The organism is Plesiomonas shigelloides, assembly GCF_900087055.1.
In the GTDB taxonomy this organism is placed as follows: Bacteria; Pseudomonadota; Gammaproteobacteria; order Enterobacterales; family CAMTGL01; genus Plesiomonas; species Plesiomonas shigelloides.
Genome location: NZ_LT575468.1, coordinates 1512774 through 1530296, shown reverse-complemented (window position 1 = coordinate 1530296; position 17523 = coordinate 1512774). Strand labels below are relative to the sequence as shown.

Annotated in this window: 12 protein-coding genes and 1 tRNA gene; 4 read left to right on the top strand and 9 right to left on the bottom strand. The window is 50.9% G+C overall.

Annotation, left to right across the window (positions count from 1 at the left end):
- Nucleotides 1–15: 15 nt before the first annotated feature.
- From NCTC9997_RS06630 to NCTC9997_RS06615, 4 genes are all read right to left on the bottom strand, one after another.
- Entirely contained in the window at nucleotides 16–876 is an 861-nt protein-coding gene (locus tag NCTC9997_RS06630) for an endonuclease/exonuclease/phosphatase family protein (RefSeq protein WP_064977624.1), read from the bottom strand.
- A gap of 127 nt (nucleotides 877–1003) precedes the next feature.
- A complete protein-coding gene (locus NCTC9997_RS06625) occupies nucleotides 1004–2626 on the bottom strand; it encodes a PTS transporter subunit IIBC (protein ID WP_064977623.1) in 1623 nt (540 codons plus the stop codon).
- Nucleotides 2627–2672: 46 nt separating this feature from the next.
- The gene (locus tag NCTC9997_RS06620; RefSeq protein ID WP_064977622.1) at nucleotides 2673–4466 is read right to left on the bottom strand and encodes a glycoside hydrolase family 13 protein; all 1794 of its coding nucleotides are present in this window, start codon (nucleotides 4464–4466) and stop codon (nucleotides 2673–2675) included.
- Nucleotides 4467–4552: 86 nt separating this feature from the next.
- On the bottom strand, nucleotides 4553–5518 hold the full coding sequence (locus tag NCTC9997_RS06615; RefSeq protein ID WP_064977621.1) for a LacI family DNA-binding transcriptional regulator: 966 nt from the start codon (nucleotides 5516–5518) through the stop codon (nucleotides 4553–4555).
- A 435-nt stretch (nucleotides 5519–5953) separates the two neighbouring features.
- Here NCTC9997_RS06615 and NCTC9997_RS06610 point away from each other — a divergent pair, with 435 nt between their 5' ends.
- On the top strand, nucleotides 5954–7096 hold the full coding sequence (locus NCTC9997_RS06610) for an NRAMP family divalent metal transporter (RefSeq protein ID WP_010861715.1): 1143 nt from the start codon (nucleotides 5954–5956) through the stop codon (nucleotides 7094–7096).
- A gap of 174 nt (nucleotides 7097–7270) precedes the next feature.
- Here the strand turns inward: NCTC9997_RS06610 and NCTC9997_RS06605 are convergent.
- A tRNA-Ser gene (locus NCTC9997_RS06605) sits at nucleotides 7271–7358 on the bottom strand.
- Between the two features lie 336 nt (nucleotides 7359–7694).
- On the opposite strand from NCTC9997_RS06605, the gene dauA reads away from it, so the two are divergent.
- Nucleotides 7695–9416 carry a C4-dicarboxylic acid transporter DauA gene (dauA, locus tag NCTC9997_RS06600; protein ID WP_197665269.1) on the top strand — a complete coding sequence of 574 codons (1722 nt, stop codon included), beginning with the start codon at nucleotides 7695–7697 and terminating at the stop codon, nucleotides 9414–9416.
- 154 nt (nucleotides 9417–9570) lie between these two features.
- On the opposite strand, the gene nadA is transcribed toward dauA, so the two are convergent.
- The 4 genes from nadA to NCTC9997_RS06580 form a co-directional block, all read right to left on the bottom strand.
- Nucleotides 9571–10617, bottom strand: a complete 1047-nt coding sequence (gene nadA, locus NCTC9997_RS06595) for a quinolinate synthase NadA (RefSeq protein WP_064977619.1) — start codon at nucleotides 10615–10617, stop codon at nucleotides 9571–9573.
- A gap of 120 nt (nucleotides 10618–10737) precedes the next feature.
- On the bottom strand, nucleotides 10738–12399 hold the full coding sequence (locus NCTC9997_RS06590; protein ID WP_010861723.1) for a putative transporter: 1662 nt from the start codon (nucleotides 12397–12399) through the stop codon (nucleotides 10738–10740).
- A 444-nt stretch (nucleotides 12400–12843) separates the two neighbouring features.
- Nucleotides 12844–13764, bottom strand: coding sequence for a MotB family protein (locus NCTC9997_RS06585; RefSeq protein WP_064977618.1), 921 nt, complete (start codon nucleotides 13762–13764; stop codon nucleotides 12844–12846).
- Nucleotides 13765–13854: 90 nt separating this feature from the next.
- The gene (locus tag NCTC9997_RS06580; RefSeq protein WP_010861725.1) at nucleotides 13855–14595 is read right to left on the bottom strand and encodes a flagellar motor protein; all 741 of its coding nucleotides are present in this window, start codon (nucleotides 14593–14595) and stop codon (nucleotides 13855–13857) included.
- A 297-nt stretch (nucleotides 14596–14892) separates the two neighbouring features.
- On the opposite strand from NCTC9997_RS06580, the gene sbcB reads away from it, so the two are divergent.
- The gene (gene sbcB / locus NCTC9997_RS06575; protein WP_010861726.1) at nucleotides 14893–16317 is read left to right on the top strand and encodes an exodeoxyribonuclease I; all 1425 of its coding nucleotides are present in this window, start codon (nucleotides 14893–14895) and stop codon (nucleotides 16315–16317) included.
- Between the two features lie 168 nt (nucleotides 16318–16485).
- Nucleotides 16486–17400, top strand: coding sequence for an EamA family transporter RarD (gene rarD, locus NCTC9997_RS06570; protein ID WP_064977617.1), 915 nt, complete (start codon nucleotides 16486–16488; stop codon nucleotides 17398–17400).
- The last annotated feature ends 123 nt before the right edge of the window (nucleotides 17401–17523 follow it).

Here is a 17523-nt window from a genome sequence, read left to right as displayed (position 1 = left end):
AGATAACCTTGAAACTTAATTTGACTCCGGCGTACCTAAATCAAGCTCAGTGAAGACACCGAAATGATCCGAGATCACCGGATAACAATCACCCGTGAACAGGGTTTGGCTGCGTTTAACTCTCACCGGTAGATTGGCAAAGATAAAATCCAAGCGCAGGCTCTGGGTGTTATCTTCCCAGCCATCGATTTTCTTCACTACCGTAATGCCCGCATCCTTTTGCTCCGCCAGCTCATAGCAATCCCACCACCCTTGCTGCTGCACATAATCATAGCCTTGCTGAGAAAGGTGCGCCGGATTGTTAAAATCGCCAAGAAAGAAGCTCAAGCGCGGTGTCACTTTGCTCGCAATCCGATCGATATGCTGCTGGAAAGGTGACTCGGCATCATCCCACCAGCCACAGTGACAATTAAATAGATCGATCTCTTGTCCGGCATGGTGCACGCGTATGCGCACTGCACGTCGGTGCTTCCAATTTTGCTCATCGTAATCATCATTTAAGTCGATCACTTCATGCTGCAAAATAGGCAGTCGGCTTAAAAAGGCCAGCCCTTCTTCGTACACTGCATAGCTTTGATGTACAAAATCCCACGTCAGTTGATAGCGCTGACCGTACTCACGCAGCTTTTGCTGCAAGAGATAGGCATAATTGCCCACTCGGATTTGCGGATTCAGCAAATTATAGGCATGCGCTTGCGCGGCAGTTGAGCTCGGCAGCAGATCACGCTGCAAATACCCACTAGTTTGGTGCTGATTGATTTCTTGTAACGCCACCACATCGCAATCTTGTTCGATGATCGCCTTGGCTAAGATGTCTAACTTAGCCAGCGGCTCATCTTCTTGCCAGCTGTGGGTGTTTAATGTCAGTAACTTCATGTTGTAGCTCAATACGTGAAGAGTGAATGTCCGGCATTCTCGGGTAGCTCTTGACTTGGTATGTCCGATAAACGCCGCCGATGACGGCATTTATCGGTGATAATCGATCTATAACAGTCATTCGGACTTACGCGGCCGCGAACTTCTGTACCAAGCCGGATTTGATGACATCCACGCCCGGGCCATAAATCGCTTGCACCCCTTGGTCTTTGATCACCAACCCGACGGCGCCCGTTGGCTGCCAAGCGGTAAACTCACTGACTAAGGTTGGGTCTTTAACCGTGATCCGTAAGCGCGTCATGCAAGCATCGATTTCACTGATGTTGCTGCGACCGCCCAAGTTCTGCAGGATGATCTCCAGCTTGTCGTCTTGCGACATATCATCGTTCTTATCATCAATGTAATTCCCTGCACGTCCCGGTGTTGGCAGATTAAATTTGGTGATTAAGATGCGGAACAGACCGTAGTTGACGCCAAAGAACAGCACGCAAACCAGCACAAAGTTGATCAAGTCACGACCAATACCCGCCGACACCATCATCGGCACCCGAGTCAGCAGCTCAATCAGACCAAAAGCATGCACACGCAAATCCATGAAGTCTGCCAGCGCAAAGACGATACCGGTTAATAGCGCATGCACGACATACAGCACCGGCGCGACAAACATAAACATGAATTCGATAGGCTCAGTTACACCGGTCAGTAACACCGCCAGACAGGCAGACAAGAACATTGGCTTGTACTGACTGCGTTTCTCACGATCGACACTGTGGTACATCGCCAGACCGATACCAATCAACGAAGACGCCGCAATAATCACCTGACCGACTTTAAAACGCGCCGGATGTACGGTTTCCAACAAACGCTGGTAAGTTGCAGGATCTGACAGTTTCAGGTTATTCAGGTCACTCACCCATGCCAGCCATAGAGGATCTTGACCGTACACATTCGAGCCCGCACTGGCACCGGTTAACAGCTGATAAGTACCACCGAGCTCGGTATAGTTCATCGGGATGGTCAGAGTGTGGTGCAAACCAAATGGCAGCAGCAAACGCTCCAAGGTGCCGTAGACAAACGGCGCAATCACCGGCGCGGTATCTTTTGAGGTTGCAATCCACTGACCGAAGCTGTTCAGCGCACCTTGGATCAGCGGCCAAATCGCCGCTAATGCCACCGCAATCAGCACCGAATAGAAAATCACCACAAACGGTACAAAGCGCTTACCGTTAAAGAATGCCAATGCTTCTGGCAGACGCGCAAAATCGTGATAACGGTTAAATAATGTCGCGCCCAAATAGCCGGAGATAATACCGATAAACACGCCCATATTGAGCGCTGGCGAGCCTAGAATACTGGTGAAAAATTGCGATACGGGCAGAGGATTGCCAAACAAACTCAACACGGTCGCCTGCGGATCGCCCAGCATGGCGTTATCGACACCGAAAATGACGCCGGTCGTGCGGTTGATCAGCACAAAGGCAATAATCGCCGCGAATGCGCCTCCTGCGCGCTCCTTGGCCCATGAACCACCAATCGCCACGGCAAACAGCAAGTTAAGGTTAACGATCACGCCCCAACCGAGGTTTTCCATGATGCTGCCGAAGGTTTCAATAAAACCTATGCCACCAGCATACATGCCAACCACTTTACCCAGTGAAATCATCAACCCTGCGGCAGGCATTACCGCAATGACCACGATAAGGGATTTCCCGAATCGCTGCCAAAAATCAAACGACAACAATTTACTCATAATCCGTTCCTTGAGTGAGCATGCGCGTTACACACATAGTAGAAAGTTATTGCGTATTTTTTTGGATGAATACGTAAGCCGAATACGGTGCTGCTAAAAACGATGCTGCCAAAAACGGTGATACACATTCGCTTGCAGTGAGAGCTGCACCGCCATCACCGGCTTGCTGGTTATGCAGCACACACTCGCCCAGCGCCGCGATATCCAAATCCACCTGCGCATCATGGGCACTTAAATTGGTGATGATGGTGCAAATGGCGTCATCGGCAACACGCTGGTAGGCATAGATTTGCGGGTCGTCTTCTAATAACAGCTGGTAGCGGCCCGTGATTAAGCTTGGGTTGGCTTTGCGCAGCGCAATCAGGCGGCGATAGAAATGCCATACTGAATTGGGGTCAGCTTGCTGCTGCGCCACATTAATCTGCCGATAATTAGGGTTTACGGTGATCCACGGTTGTACAGCGGAAAAACCGGCAAAGGCATGGTCATTCCACTGCATCGGCAAACGGCTATGATCGCGCGAGACTTGGTTCAACAACGCCAAGATTTGTGCATCGGTTTTGCCTTTTTGTCTGAGCTTAGTAATCAGATTACGAGCCGAGACATCCTGAAAATCATCCAGCGATGCAAAACGATGATTCACCATGCCAATCTCTTGGCCTTGATAGATAAACGGCGTGCCTTTCATCAAGAAATAGCAGGTCGCTAACGCTGTGGCACTGGCGTACCAGTTATCGGCATCCGCAAAGGTATTGATGCTGCGCGCTTGATCGTGATTTTCCAGATACAAAGCGTTCCAGCCCTTCCCTTCCAAGGCATTTTGCCAGCGTGACAAAATGCGCTTGAAGTTCACCAAATCAAACGTTTCCCGTGACTCTTCTTCCGCCCACAACTTCATGTGTTCAAACTGGAAAATCATGTTGAAGACGCCTGCCGATTGCTCAGCGGTTTCCTCCGCAACCCAGCTCAACGCCTCTTCGGCGGCCACGCCATTGGCTTCACCGACCGTGACAATATCGAACGGGGCAAACGCCTGCTCGCGCAGCTCCGCCAGCGGCGCTTCAATGCCCGCAACATTCATGTGGTAAGGAAAAGAAGAGACATAACGCTCGCCGTTTGGATTAGGTAATGACGGCAAGCCCGGCTCTTTTTGGATATGACTGATGGCATCGACTCGAAAACCATCAATGCCACGTGCTACCCACCAGTGGATCATCCGAAATAGCGCCTGTTTCACCTCAGGATTTTGCCAATTCAGATCCGGCTGTTTTTTCGAGAACAGGTGCAAATAGTATTGCGCAGTCTGTTCATCGTATTCCCAAGCGCTACCGTGGAAGATGCTTTCCCAGTTATTTGGCTCAGACGTTGGCTTCTCGCGACTCGGCTCAGTGCCATCACGCCAGATATACCAATCACGCTTCGGGCTCGTGCGGCTTTGCCGTGATTCGATAAACCATGGATGCTCATCACTGGTGTGATTGATGACCAAGTCCAAAATAATGCGGATCCCACGCTGGTGCGCCGCGGAAATCAGGGCATCAACATCCTCGAGCGTCCCAAAATCTGGATGGATAGCTTGGTAGTCACTGATGTCATAACCGTTATCGTCATTTGGGGATTGATAAAACGGGCAGATCCAAACCAAATCCACGCCCAGCGCCGCGAGGTAATCAAGCTTAGCAATAATGCCGGGGATATCCCCTATTCCGTCGTTATTGGAGTCATAAAAACTGCGCGGATAGATTTGGTAAGCGGTGGCTTTTTTCCACCACACCACGCCTTCTGGCTGAGTTTGGTTGGAGCTATTGGCAGCAATTGAAGAGTGAGTTGACTGTTGCATCCCTGAGCCTTAGTGGTTGTCATTCACACTATGTGTTATCGATAACATACAGAGTAAATGTTAACCAACCGAGGCACAAAAATTTTTTATCTAAACTGAGAGCTTTCCCTGATTTTTAATTCGAAGGCACCTTCGAGCGCACTGAAGTCACGCTCAACCAGCTTTTTGACGGATTGATAACCAATTTCGTAGTGATTAAAGGCCACACTGCTCAAACTCGGCACTAACAGATCGCTGTATTCATAGTCACCGATCCCCACAATCCAGATATCACGGCCAATACTCAATTTTTGCTCTTTGGCACAGCGATACAGGCGCATCGCAATGTTGTCGGTGGCACAAAAATAGAGCTGGTGCGGTTGCAAACGCAGACTTTGGTACGCCGCTTTATCTTCAGAATTGGCCAAGCTTTGCAACGTGAGCGGCAGATGCGCGTAATCTTGCGACAGCAGTTGCTGCATATACTGAGTGCGGCTCGACAGCATCCGCGCATCATACACATAGTGAACCGCATGAACCGGCGCTTGCTGCTGCACCAGTTGCCCGATCACTTGCGTGACCAAGGCATGCAACGCGGCCTCTTCGGGGTAATACAAACAGCATTGGTCGGGGATATGTTTACCGATAAAAATCAGGTTGTGCAGACTCTGGTAAAACGGTTCGGTCACGCTGTGCTTCGAGGCAATCAAAATTGTCCCCAACGCATTCAAATTGGTGAACTCGCTCACCGCCTGACGCTCGGAGTCATGATCAAAACCGGTCGCATGGAACAGCAAACGCGCCTGCAGATCGCTCGCGGCCGCCAAGGCGCCTTTGATGACCTGACTGGTGGTATAAGACTCAATACGCGGCGCAATAAAACCGATAATGTTAGATTGGCAGCGCATCGATTGGGCAAATTTATTCGGGGTATAGTGATTCGCTTTGACCACTGCATCGATTTTTTGCCGTGTTTCTTCGGCCACATAACCGCCGTTAAAGTAGCGTGACACGGTCATTTTTGAGATCCCGAGCTGCTTTGAGATCTCGGCCATCGTGATTTTCTTCTGCATAGGTCGCTCTATCCGCTGAGTGCGCTAACAAAATACCAAGGGAAAATAAAAAGATATGCGCGATGGTACCCAATTGCGCAGGCAATGACTAATTTCGGCTTCTCAAGTTCAGCGCCACCGCTGAGGTTTTATGCACGTTTGAGGCGGCGATCTAAAATTGTGGATATCGGTTGACTCACTTCGCATTTACGATTAGTATTCGCGCCAATCCAACGGACGCCATCTGGTAACTCGTTGTTTTAAATAAATAATATTGTAGTACTATTATCGAGTCACCAAGCTCAGCTGATCCCGGTCAGTTGTCTTTCTTTTTTCTATAAAGAGAGAGACCACATTTTTGAGACCGGCATGACTTTGATAACTTCATCTAACGCACCCGCTGCGACAACTCCCCGCACTTGGCAACAGAAAGCCGTTTTAAGCGTCGCCTTTTTAATGGCAACCACCTCTGTAGGTCCTGGCTTTTTGACCCAAACCGCCGTTTTTACCAATATCTACAAAGTGGACATGGCTTTCCCTGTGCTGGCCTCTATGTTTATCACCTTCGGTATTGTGATGAACTTATGGCGCATTGTCGGCGTATCGGGCCTGCGGATCCAAGATATCGCGAACCGCGTTGCTCCGGGGATGGGTTATGTCGTCGGTACCTTACTGGCGTTAGGTGCGGTAGCCTTTAACTTCGGTAATGTCAGCGGCGCGGCGCTAGGGATTAATGTCTTAACCGGCATTGATACCACCTGGGGCGCACTGTTTACTGGGGTGGTCGGCTGCCTGCTGTTTGTGGTGCACAATGCCTCCAAACGCATGGATCAGATGGCGCGCTACCTTGGCCTGTTCATGATTGTACTGATTGCCTATGTGGCCATGACCAGCTTGCCGCCGATGGGTGAAACGCTCACCGCCGCCGTGATGCCGGGGGATTTGGGGAATTTATTGCTGCCTACCTTAACCATTGTCGGTGGCGCGGTGGGTGGATATTACACCGGCGCACAACGTCTCGTGGATATCGGCCTGCAGGGGCAGGAAAACATTCCGTCTATCAAAAAAGCGGCATGGGCAGGCATCTCGATTGCCGTGGTGATCCGAATCTTGCTGTTCTTGGCCATCTTCGGTGTAATTGCCACCGGCGCAGTATTAGACAAAGCCAACCCAGCCGCCGATGCCTTCCGTCAAGGTGCGGGACAAATCGGTTATTTCATCTTCGGTCTGGTACTGTTTGTTGCCTCGATTACCTCCGTAGTCGGTAACTCCTACATGGCCATCTCACTGATTAAGACCCTGTTCCCGGTGGTCGCCCGCCATGAAAAAATGTGGTGTATCGCGTTTATTGCGCTGACCAGCCTTGGCACCGTCACTATGAACATGCCTATCCTGCTGCTGATGCTGGCCGGTCTGGTTAACAGCATTATCCTACCAATCGTATTAGGGATGGTACTGGCCGCCACACGGCGTAAAGATATCGTCGGCAACTATCAGCACCCGATTTACCTGACTGTGATTGGTGCCGTAATTGTGTTGGTGATGGCAGTATCTAGCGTGGCGAATATCAGTAACTTCGTGACCAAATTTATTGGCTGATGTGCCGTGTGGCAAATACGAAGATTAAGTAAGACCAAAAGATGAAAGACAAAAAAGCCCAGTCATTATGCTGGGCTTTTTTATTGGCTGTATTTTGTTAGCTGTTTTTTTATTAGGTGTAGCTGGGCGCTAAAACGCAAAAACCCCTGCTCGTAAGCAGGGGTTCTTTAAATTTGGCGGTGAGGGAGGGATTCGAACCCTCGATACGTTGCCGTATACACACTTTCCAGGCGTGCTCCTTCAGCCTCTCGGACACCTCACCAAATTTTGTGCCGCAGTGATTGCGTTTCGCTATCAGCACCGGACGGGGCAAGAATATAGAGGTTTCAGGTAAAACGGTCAAGCTAATTCCTTCAAAAACGTTTCTTTTGGTTGTTTTACCCACAAAAAATGCCATCATCTACGTTTATCATCCAATTTAAAAACAATGGCTTAATAAACAAATTATTATACGCAACATTCATAAATTTGATTTACATCTACCCTAGGGGCAGATCGGCGGAGTATGGTTACTGCTAGGAGCAGTGGTTGAAAGACTATCCGGACCACTAATTGTTGTCATCACAAATGGATGGTACTTAATTTCATGCCTAATCAGATAAAAAGCCCTAATGGGTCACGACTACGTCCGTTTAGTGCCATGGCCGAAGCCTGCATTAAACTTCCTTATACTAAAGCCCGTTTCTCACGAGATCTTATCGCTGGGATCACGGTGGGCATTATTGCCATTCCGCTGTCAATGGCGCTGGCCATTGCCAGTGGTGTTCCCCCGCAGCAAGGCTTGTACACCGCTATTATTGCGGGTTTGGTGATCTCGTTAACGGGCGGCTCACGCTACAGCATTTCCGGCCCCACCGCCGCGTTTGTGGTGATTTTGTTCCCGGTCGCGCAAAAGTTTGGCTTGGGCGGCCTGTTGATGGCCACGCTAATTTCTGGGATTTTCCTGTTATTAATGGGGCTTGGACGTTTGGGACGCTTGATTGAATACATCCCCCTGCCCGTTACCTTAGGATTTACCTCCGGTATTGCGATTTCCATTGCGACACTGCAAATTCGTGACTTTTTCGGCCTCAGCATCACGCATTTGCCAGAAAGCTATCTGGCAAAAATTCAGGTGCTGGCACACGCCATGCCAACACTCAATCCGGGCGATACACTGGTTGGGGTCGCGACGCTCGCCACGTTGTTACTGTGGCCGCGTTTACGCCTGCCTATCCCGGGTCACCTGCCCGCCGTGCTGGTTGGGGTGGCCGCCTCATTTTTGATGATCCACCTCGGTTACCCGATTGCGACGATCGGCAGTAGCTTTAGCTACCATTTGGCTGATGGCACCGTCGGCCAAGGTATTCCGCAAATCCTGCCGCAGTTTATGTTGCCGTGGCAGTTACCGGGGCCAGATGGTAATCCAGTGCACTGGAACTGGCACACCTTGAGCGCCATTGTGCCTGTGGCATTTTCTATGGCGATGCTGGGAGCGATTGAGTCACTGCTGTGCGCCGTCGTGCTCGATGGCATGACCGGTACCAAACACCACTCAAACAATGAGCTGATCGGCCAAGGCATTGGTAACCTGCTCGCGCCGTTCTTCGGTGGGATCACCGCTACCGCCGCGATTGCCCGTTCTGCCGCCAACGTGCGCGCGGGTGCCACTTCACCGGTATCAGGGATCGTGCATGCGTTAGTTGTGCTGCTGGCTTTGCTAGTACTAGCACCATGGCTCTCTTACCTGCCATTGGCCGCCATGGCCGCATTGCTTCTGATGGTGGCGTGGAACATGAGTGAGATCCACAAGGTGATTCACCTGATCCGCCGTGCTCCACGTGGTGATATTACCGTGATGCTGGTCTGTACCAGCTTAACGGTGCTGTTTGACATGGTAATCGCGATTACAGTCGGGATCGTGCTGGCGTCACTGCTGTTTATGCGCAATATCGCCAAGATGACACGGGTATCGCCGGTTGTCGTAGCCGAGCCGTTACAAGACAGCACCGCGGTGTTTCGGATTAACGGGCCGCTGTTTTTTGCTGCGGCAGAGCGCGTATTTAGCGAACTGACCGAACAAGCTGAGGGAAAACAAACCCTGATCCTGCAGTGGGACGCCGTCTCGGTACTGGATGCGGGAGGCTTAAACGCACTGATGCACTTTATTGAACATATCCAGCCGGAGCAGCGCCTGATTATCACCGATGTGCCATTCCAACCGCTGAAAACGTTGGCACGCGCACGAGTGAAACCCGAGCCAGGAAAACTGGACTTTATGCCATCGTTGGAAATTGCATTACAAGAGCTACGCGCCGAACAAGAGTCGCACAGTCTGTAATCACGTTCAGTACGCGCAGCTTAGCCAGTCAGTATAAACGTCTCAGCGCCAGCAAGCTTGGCAATAAGTGAATCGGTAAAAACTAAAACAGCCCGCAGCGAATGATCGTCTGCGGGCTGTTTTTATAGCAAGTGATCGCTTTACGGTATTCTTTCTATCGAGACTGCAACGAGGCCGCAAACTCCAGCATGCGGTTGAGCGGGATCAACGCCTGACGACGCACATTCTCATCCACTTCAATCTCATGGGCCGCAGAGCCTTCAGTCAGCGCGGAATAAATCGCTTCGAGACCATTCATCGCCATCCACGGGCAATGCGCGCAGCTGCGACAAGTCGCGCCTTCACCAGCAGTTGGAGCTTCGAACATCTCTTTATCTGGGCAGGCTTGCTGCATCTTGTAGAAAATGCCGCGATCCGTCGCCACAATCAGCTTTTGCTGCGGTAACTCGCGTGCGGCTTTGATCAGCTGGCTAGTGGATCCGACGGCGTCCGCCAACGCCACCACTGACTCCGGCGATTCTGGATGCACCAAAATAGCGGCATCAGGGTGCAACGCTTTCATCTGCTGCAGGGCTTGCGCCTTGAACTCATCATGTACAATGCACTCACCTTGCCAGCAGAGTACGTCAGCCCCCGTTTTTTGCTGCACATAACGCCCCAGATGGCGATCTGGCGCCCAGATGATTTTCTCGCCCTGCGCATCCAGATGGTCGATCAGTTCTACCGCAATACTGGATGTCACCACCCAATCAGCGCGCGCTTTTACCGCCGCCGAGGTATTGGCGTACACCACCACGGTGCGATCCGGATGAGCATCGCAAAATGCCGAGAATTCCGCTTCCGGACACCCCAGATCCAATGAACATTCCGCCTCTAGCGTCGGCATCAAAACGCGCTTTTCTGGATTAAGGATCTTGGCGGTTTCCCCCATGAAACGCACCCCTGCCACCAGCAAGGTTGAAGCAGGATGATTATTGCCAAAACGCGCCATTTCCAGCGAGTCAGCAATACAGCCACCGGTTTCTTCGGCCAGTGCCTGAATTTCAGGGTCGGTATAGTAGTGAGCCACCAGCACCGCATCTTTTTCCGCCAGCAGGCGAATAATTTCTCGGCGATAGAAGGCTTTTTGGTCATCCGTCAGAACCCGAGGTTTGGGCGGAAACGGATACACGGACAAACTCGGATCAAAAATCTGGCTCATGGCTTCCCTACTCTGCGTAAACGTTAGCGGGCGGAGTATAGCGCGAATGTATGCACTATGTCCGCCCGCAATAACATTGCGATAACCGACTTTTATTGGCCGGTTATATCAATCAACTGACTACATCCCAGCCCAGAGTAAAATGGCCAATAGCTGCGGTGAGATAATCCGCATAAACATCACCAGTGGGTACACCGTAGCGTACGACAGCGCACTCGCTCCACAAGTCGGATGCATCGCATTGGCAAACGCCAACGCTGGCGGGTCAGTCATGGAGCCGGCCATCATCCCGCACAGGCTCAAGTAATTCATCTTGCCCACTTTACGGGCCAGAAAGCCGACAATCACCAACGGAATAAAGGTGATCAGCATGCCGTATAGCATCCATGAAGGGCCATCGCCGTGGATCAAGGTATCGAAGAAATCTCCACCGGATTTCAGCCCTACCACCGCCAAGAACAGCACAATCCCGATCTCACGCAGCGCCAAGTTGGCACTCGGTGGCATAAACCAGTACAGCTTACCAATGCTGCCAATCCGCGCCAAAATCAGCGCCACCACCAACGGGCCGCCGGCCAGACCTAATTTCAACGCCGCAGGAAAGCCGGGAATATAAAACGGAATCGAGCCTAACAACACGCCCAACCCGACCCCGATAAACACCGGCAGCATCTGCACTTGTTGCAGCTTTTGATGCGCGTTACCGACAATACTGGTCACTGCATCGATGGCATCTGGACGCCCCACCAGATTCAGGATGTCACCAAATTGCAGCGTACTGTGTTCGGTCGGCAGCAATTCAACACCAGCACGGTTCAAACGCGATACCACAACATCGTATTTCTCTTTCAAATCGAGATCGCGCAGCTTCTTACCCAACACAATTTCGTTAGTCACCACCACCCGCGCCACTTGCAAATCAGTACCACGAGTCGACAGCGAGGTATCCACCTCTTCCCCCACTACCAGGCGCACACTATTGAGCGCAGCCCGCTCACCTACCAAGTGCAGTAAGTCGCCCATTTGCACTGCAGTGGTCGGTTTTGGTACTAAGAGTTGATCGCCGCGCTTAAGGCGTGAACAAACCACGGTTTCGGAGTCCAGACTTGGAATATCACGCAGCATCAGCCCATTAAGGTTGCCGTTACGCACCGCCACGTTCATGGTAGATAAGCTTTCGTGCACCATGTTGGTCTGATTTTCAAAATCCTGTGCTTCTTTTTCGATATTGATGCGAAAGAAAACACGTACCAGCCACATAGTCAGCAAAATACCGCAGATCCCGAACGGGTAGGCAATCGCATAGCCCATCCCCATCATGGTTGTGACATTCGGTGCCGCGCCAAGCTCTGATAGGATTTGTTGGCCAGCACCCAAAGATGGCGTGTTGGTCACCGCACCGGAGAAAATACCCAAAATAACCGGCAGCGGGATATTGAAAATTTTGTGCAGCAACGCGGTGACCACGCACCCAAGCAGCACCAGCAGCATGGCAAATGCGTTGAGTTTTAAACCGGATGTGCGCAATGAGGAGAAAAAGCCCGGCCCCACCTGAATACCGATGGTATACACGAACAAGATCAGCCCAAACTCCTGAATAAAATGCAGAGTATGTGGATCCAGTTCAATGTTGTATAACCCGACAAAGTGGCCAACAAAAATGCCACCAAACAATACGCCGCCAATGCCTAGCCCGACACCATAAATGCGCCAGTTCCCCATCCACAGTCCGAGCACCGCAACCAGCGACAGCAGACTGGTTGTAAGTGCGATATCACTCATGGTCAATTCCTTCTGTTCATGATCACGGTTATGTTCCGATAAAACCGCACAAGCTGAAACAATTCAGCTTTGGTTCTATATTGCTTCTTATTGTGTGCTGAATACAAGCGCATAGCTGTCGAACAGCGCACAATTTTGCATCAATGATTGACAGCAGAAGCCTGAACTGCAAAGAAAAATTCCGCGAGGATAAAATCGTGAGTTCAACCTAAGATTGCTAGCTCAAGATAGCCGGTGAGCAAAGCGAAAAACAAAAATCTACGCGCCAAAACTATGCTCAGTGGAAACTGACACAGGATATTCGTGCCCGATGAATTCGTACTCGATGAAAACTAACTATATAAAGACTAACTCGATAAAAGCTAACTCGGTGAACACGAAGAAAAAGGCCGCCAATTGGCAGCCTTTTTCACTGAGCTTCAAGTAGGAAGGATATCGTCACGCTTATTGTTTCAGCGCCGCGGCGCTATACACCGTTGGTTTACCCTGCGTCAGTGCAATTTCCACGCGCCGGTTTTCCTTACGATGCTGATCCGTATCATTAGGCACTAAAGGCTGGGTATCGGCCACGCCTTGCACCACTATACGGTTCGGGCTCATGCCTTTTTCATCCAACATCCCTAATGCCACTGACGCCGCACGCTGGGCGGACAAATCCCAGTTGGAACGGAACAGCTCACTGGGTGGTGGCGTGCTGTCAGTATGACCGGTGACTTTGATCTGACCCGGCACATCTTTAAGTATCGAGGCGATTTTCAGCACCAAAGGTTCAAACTTAGGCTGCAAATAGGCTGATTCAGCAGCGAACGACGCACTTTCATTCAGTCGAATGATCACCTGCTGCCCAAGGGACTCAATCTGCATCGAGCCATCTTTGATCTGCTGCTGGAACTCGGTTTGCAAGTTTTTCACCAACTGCTGATGCTCAATTTCGGTTAGCTGTCCGCGCTGGTCTTGATTACGACCATCTTCCGCTTCCGATGAGGTCGGCATCGGGATCACATCAGATGCCGCATCTTGCTCACTTTCCAAGACTTTTGATGACGCCAATGAGCGAGGCAGACTTTCAATCACCGACGGCGCAGCCTGAGCCAGCTCTTTGGTGCCCACAGCGTGATCAATGATGCCAGTACCACCATCTAACACTGGCGAACCTCTTGGCTTAGCGATAAAACCGATTTGTCCGAAGGAATCAATCAATCCTTGAATCATCGCTCGCGTAGTGGTTTCTTTGGTCATGGCAAAGGCATACAACACTACAAACAGAGCAAACAACAGTGTCATGTAATCCGCATAGGAGACCAACCAGCGTTCGTGGTTTTCGTGTCCCCCATCCCCGCGGCGTTTTCTTCTGGCTCTAGCCATAGACGTTCTCTTCTCTATTTTCCGCTAAATTTCTTTTTTAGCCGGCTAACGGTTTAGCAATGTCAATCCGCGGTTCAAATAACCGCTCGATCACTGTAACTCTTCGGTATACACATCCAAACGCTGACGAATTTGATGTGGGCTATGACCTTCGGCAATGGAATACAGCGCATCCACACTCATGATTTTGAAGTTATACAGATCATGGGCAAACGCTTTATAACGGTTGGCAAATGGCAGCAACAACACGTTGGCAAATGCCACACCGTAAATGGTGGCCACGAACGCAACCGCGATCCCCTGACCCAGCTCGTCTGGCCGATCCAACAGCCCCATGGCGTGAATCAGGCCCAATACCGCACCCAGAATACCCATGGTTGGGCTATAACCGCCCATGGATTCGTACAGCTTGGCGGTCTGCTCAATGTCATATTGCTCTTTTTCGATTTCAGCTTCTAAGAGATCATAGAGCGCGTCTTTGTCGACACCGTCCACCAGCATTTGCACGCCTTTAGCGGTGAAAGGATCGGGGATCTCTTCAATCATCGCATCCAGAGCCAAAAAGCCTTCTTTGCGCGCTACACTGGCCAGTTTCTCTAGCATTTCAGCTTGGGAGAAAAAATCCATTCGCAGCGGGATCACCAACCAACGAAAACGCTTGAGGCTGCGCCACATGACATTGAATGGAAACTGCACCATCGCCGCACCGATAGTACCCCCGACGACGATCAAAAATGCCGGACCGTTCAGCAATGCCGACGGATGACCGCCTTCAATTAAGTTCGCCCCCAAAATACAAATCAGGGCAACAAAAAAACCAATGAAACTCACATCAAACCTCTGTGCTCGTCGTCAATAATCAGGCTGTTGGCGGCACAGAACGCAGGATCCCACATTGCGATCACCCTGTCCCCATACCGATTCGTACGATAAATTTGTACTCTCTTCTTTTGATATCGCAGTTTTACGCGAAAACTTGAGCACAAAAGCGGTAACAGTCGGTAAACAGCGAGCCAGAGCGCTTTTTTCTGCTGCAATGCAACCAGACAGGACTACCTTTTACGGGCAGTTATCTTTACTATGACCCGTTATATTGCAGTTGTTTTCAGGCAGGTACAGAAGAACACCATGAGCAGTCAGGCACAGGATACTTATTACTTTTACGATTTTGAGACCTGGGGAACCCATCCGGCGCTCGACCGACCGGCACAGTTTGCCGGTATCCGTACCGACAGTGACTTCAATATCATCGGCGAACCGCTGGTGATATATTGCAAACCCACTGATGATTACTTGCCCCATCCAGAAGCAGTGATGATCACGGGGATCACCCCGCAAGTGGCTCTGGCGCGGGGAGTCAGTGAAGCTGAATTTGCTACGCTGATTCACGAACAATTTAGCCAACCACGCACCTGCACAGTGGGCTATAACAATATCCGTTTTGATGATGAGGTAACGCGTAATATTTTTTACCGCAACTTCATCGATCCGTATGCTTACAGCTGGCAAAACAACAATTCTCGCTGGGATCTGCTGGATGTGGTGCGCGCCTGTTACGCGCTGCGCCCTGAAGGGATCGCGTGGCCAGAAGGTGACGATGGTCTACCGAGCTTTAAGCTGGAAAAATTGACCAAAGCCAACGGCATTGAACACACACAAGCGCACGATGCGATGTCTGACGTGCATGCCACCATCGCGATGGCGCGTTTGCTACGTCAAGCGCAACCGAAATTATTCGATTATTTCCTGACTCATCGCCACAAGCGTAAAGTGTCTGGCTTGCTGGATCTGGTGAATATGGCGCCGCTGGTGCATGTATCCGGTATGTTTGGGAGTGCGCGCGGCAACACCAGCTGGATTGTGCCGCTGGCTTGGCATCCGACCAATCAAAATGCCGTGATTGTTTGCGATCTGGCCGGTGATATCACCCCGCTACTGACCGCCGATGCCGATACCTTGCGCGAAAAGCTCTATACCGCCACGGCTGATTTAGCGCCGGGAGAAAGCCGCATCCCACTCAAACTGGTGCACATCAATAAGTGCCCTATTTTGGCCCCCGCCAAAACCTTGCTGCCAGAAAATGCCGAGCGACTGGGCATTGATCGCGCCGCCTGTCTGCAAAACTTACAGCGCCTCAAAGACGCGCCAGATTTGCGCGATAAAGTCGTCGCCATCTTCGCTCAAGAGCGTGACTACCCCGCACAAAGCGATGTCGATGCACGCCTGTACGACGGTTTTTTCTCGGATGCTGACAAGGCCGCGATGCAAATTATCCGCAGCAGTGCGCCTGAAGCGCTTGGCACACTGGATCTGCAATACACTGATGATCGCATCGCTCCCCTGCTGTTTCGTTACCGCGCGCGTAACTTCCCGCAAACTCTGACTCGGGAAGAGCAACGTGAATGGCAACAACACCGCCAGCAGGTGCTGACCGAACAAGCGCCGCGCTTTACGCGTAGCTTGGAAGATCTGGCTAATCTGTATGACGATAACGCAGAAAAGTTGGCATTGCTCAAAGCGTTGTACGATTACGGCTGTCGTCTGGTGTCTTAACTGTTAAGATTGCTGGTGTAATGAGCAAAAGCGACATTTTGTAGCGCGATGCTCATTACACCCGTAACAAGTAACACAGCAGGAACCCTTCCGATTACTGCTCTACGAACTCCATTAATAACAATAAACTGATAAAAGGTGTGGCCCGTAAAGAGTGCCACGATAACTATGCCACAACTATTCTCTGGGCCAGTTCTTGCTGCGTTGGCCTTCGTACTCTGGGGCATCACGCCTCTCTTCTACCGTTTAATCCCCGGTGCCGATGCCATTGAGCTTCTGGCGCAACGTCTGGTTTGGTCTTTACCGCTACTGCTGTTAGCGCGTTTACTGATCAAAAATCGCACCTCGTTCCGTGAGGTCTGGCAGGATAAAAAATCCCTGTTCGGCTGTCTCCTGGGCGGGATCGTGATGTGTGTTTCCTGGACAGCCTTCACCTACGCCATTACCCACGATCAGGTTTTGGCCGCCAGCTTAGGCTACTTTATCAACCCACTGTGCTCGATTGCGCTTGGCGTGATTTTCTTGAGCGATAAGCTGAGTCGGTTCCAACAGTTGGCGGTCGTTCTGGCGATTGTCGGTGTGGGCTACCAAGTGTGGCATTACGGTGAACTGCCGTGGTTGGCGATTTTGATGGGCGTCGCTTTTGCAGTTTATGGTCTGATCCGTAAGCAAGTGCGCTATGACTCGCTGACCGCGCTAAGTGTGGAAACACTGTTCCTGTTCCCGTTTGCCTTGGTGTGCGCACTCTGGCTGCTGTTCAGTGGCAACAGTGTGCTGCTGGATGCCGATAACATCACCCGCGCGGGATATATTCTAAGTGCGCCGGTCACGCTGGTGCCGCTGCTGCTGTTTGCCTTAGCGGTAAAACGCACCTCATTAACGGTAGTCGGTTTGGTGCAGTATATCGAGCCATCGCTGCAGTTTATTCTAGCGGTGCTGATCTTTGATGAACCGTTTGATATGGTCAAAGGCGTAAGCTTTAGCTTTATTTGGGCCGGTCTGATTTTCTGTGTCGCGGAGATGATTTTCAGTCACTGGAAATACAAAGGCGTCTTGCGCGAAAAACATCAGCCACGAGGCTGACTAAGCGTTAAAATCAGCACGTAAAATATAGCGCTCAAACTAACAGATACAAACGGCGTCGCTTATCAACATAGCAGCGACGCCGTTTTTTATTCCGCAACACTATTCCGTGACGTTATTTCG

Coding starts and splice junctions, on each gene's coding strand:
- NCTC9997_RS06630 (WP_064977624.1), bottom strand. CDS start 876: ATGAAGTTACTGACATTAAACACCCACAGCTGGCAAGAAGATGAGCCG.
- NCTC9997_RS06625 (WP_064977623.1), bottom strand. CDS start 2,626: ATGAGTAAATTGTTGTCGTTTGATTTTTGGCAGCGATTCGGGAAATCC.
- NCTC9997_RS06620 (WP_064977622.1), bottom strand. CDS start 4,466: ATGCAACAGTCAACTCACTCTTCAATTGCTGCCAATAGCTCCAACCAA.
- NCTC9997_RS06615 (WP_064977621.1), bottom strand. CDS start 5,518: ATGCAGAAGAAAATCACGATGGCCGAGATCTCAAAGCAGCTCGGGATC.
- NCTC9997_RS06610 (WP_010861715.1), top strand. CDS start 5,954: ATGGCAACCACCTCTGTAGGTCCTGGCTTTTTGACCCAAACCGCCGTT.
- nadA (WP_064977619.1), bottom strand. CDS start 10,617: ATGAGCCAGATTTTTGATCCGAGTTTGTCCGTGTATCCGTTTCCGCCC.
- NCTC9997_RS06590 (WP_010861723.1), bottom strand. CDS start 12,399: ATGAGTGATATCGCACTTACAACCAGTCTGCTGTCGCTGGTTGCGGTG.
- NCTC9997_RS06585 (WP_064977618.1), bottom strand. CDS start 13,764: ATGGCTAGAGCCAGAAGAAAACGCCGCGGGGATGGGGGACACGAAAAC.
- sbcB (WP_010861726.1), top strand. CDS start 14,893: ATGAGCAGTCAGGCACAGGATACTTATTACTTTTACGATTTTGAGACC.
- rarD (WP_064977617.1), top strand. CDS start 16,486: ATGCCACAACTATTCTCTGGGCCAGTTCTTGCTGCGTTGGCCTTCGTA.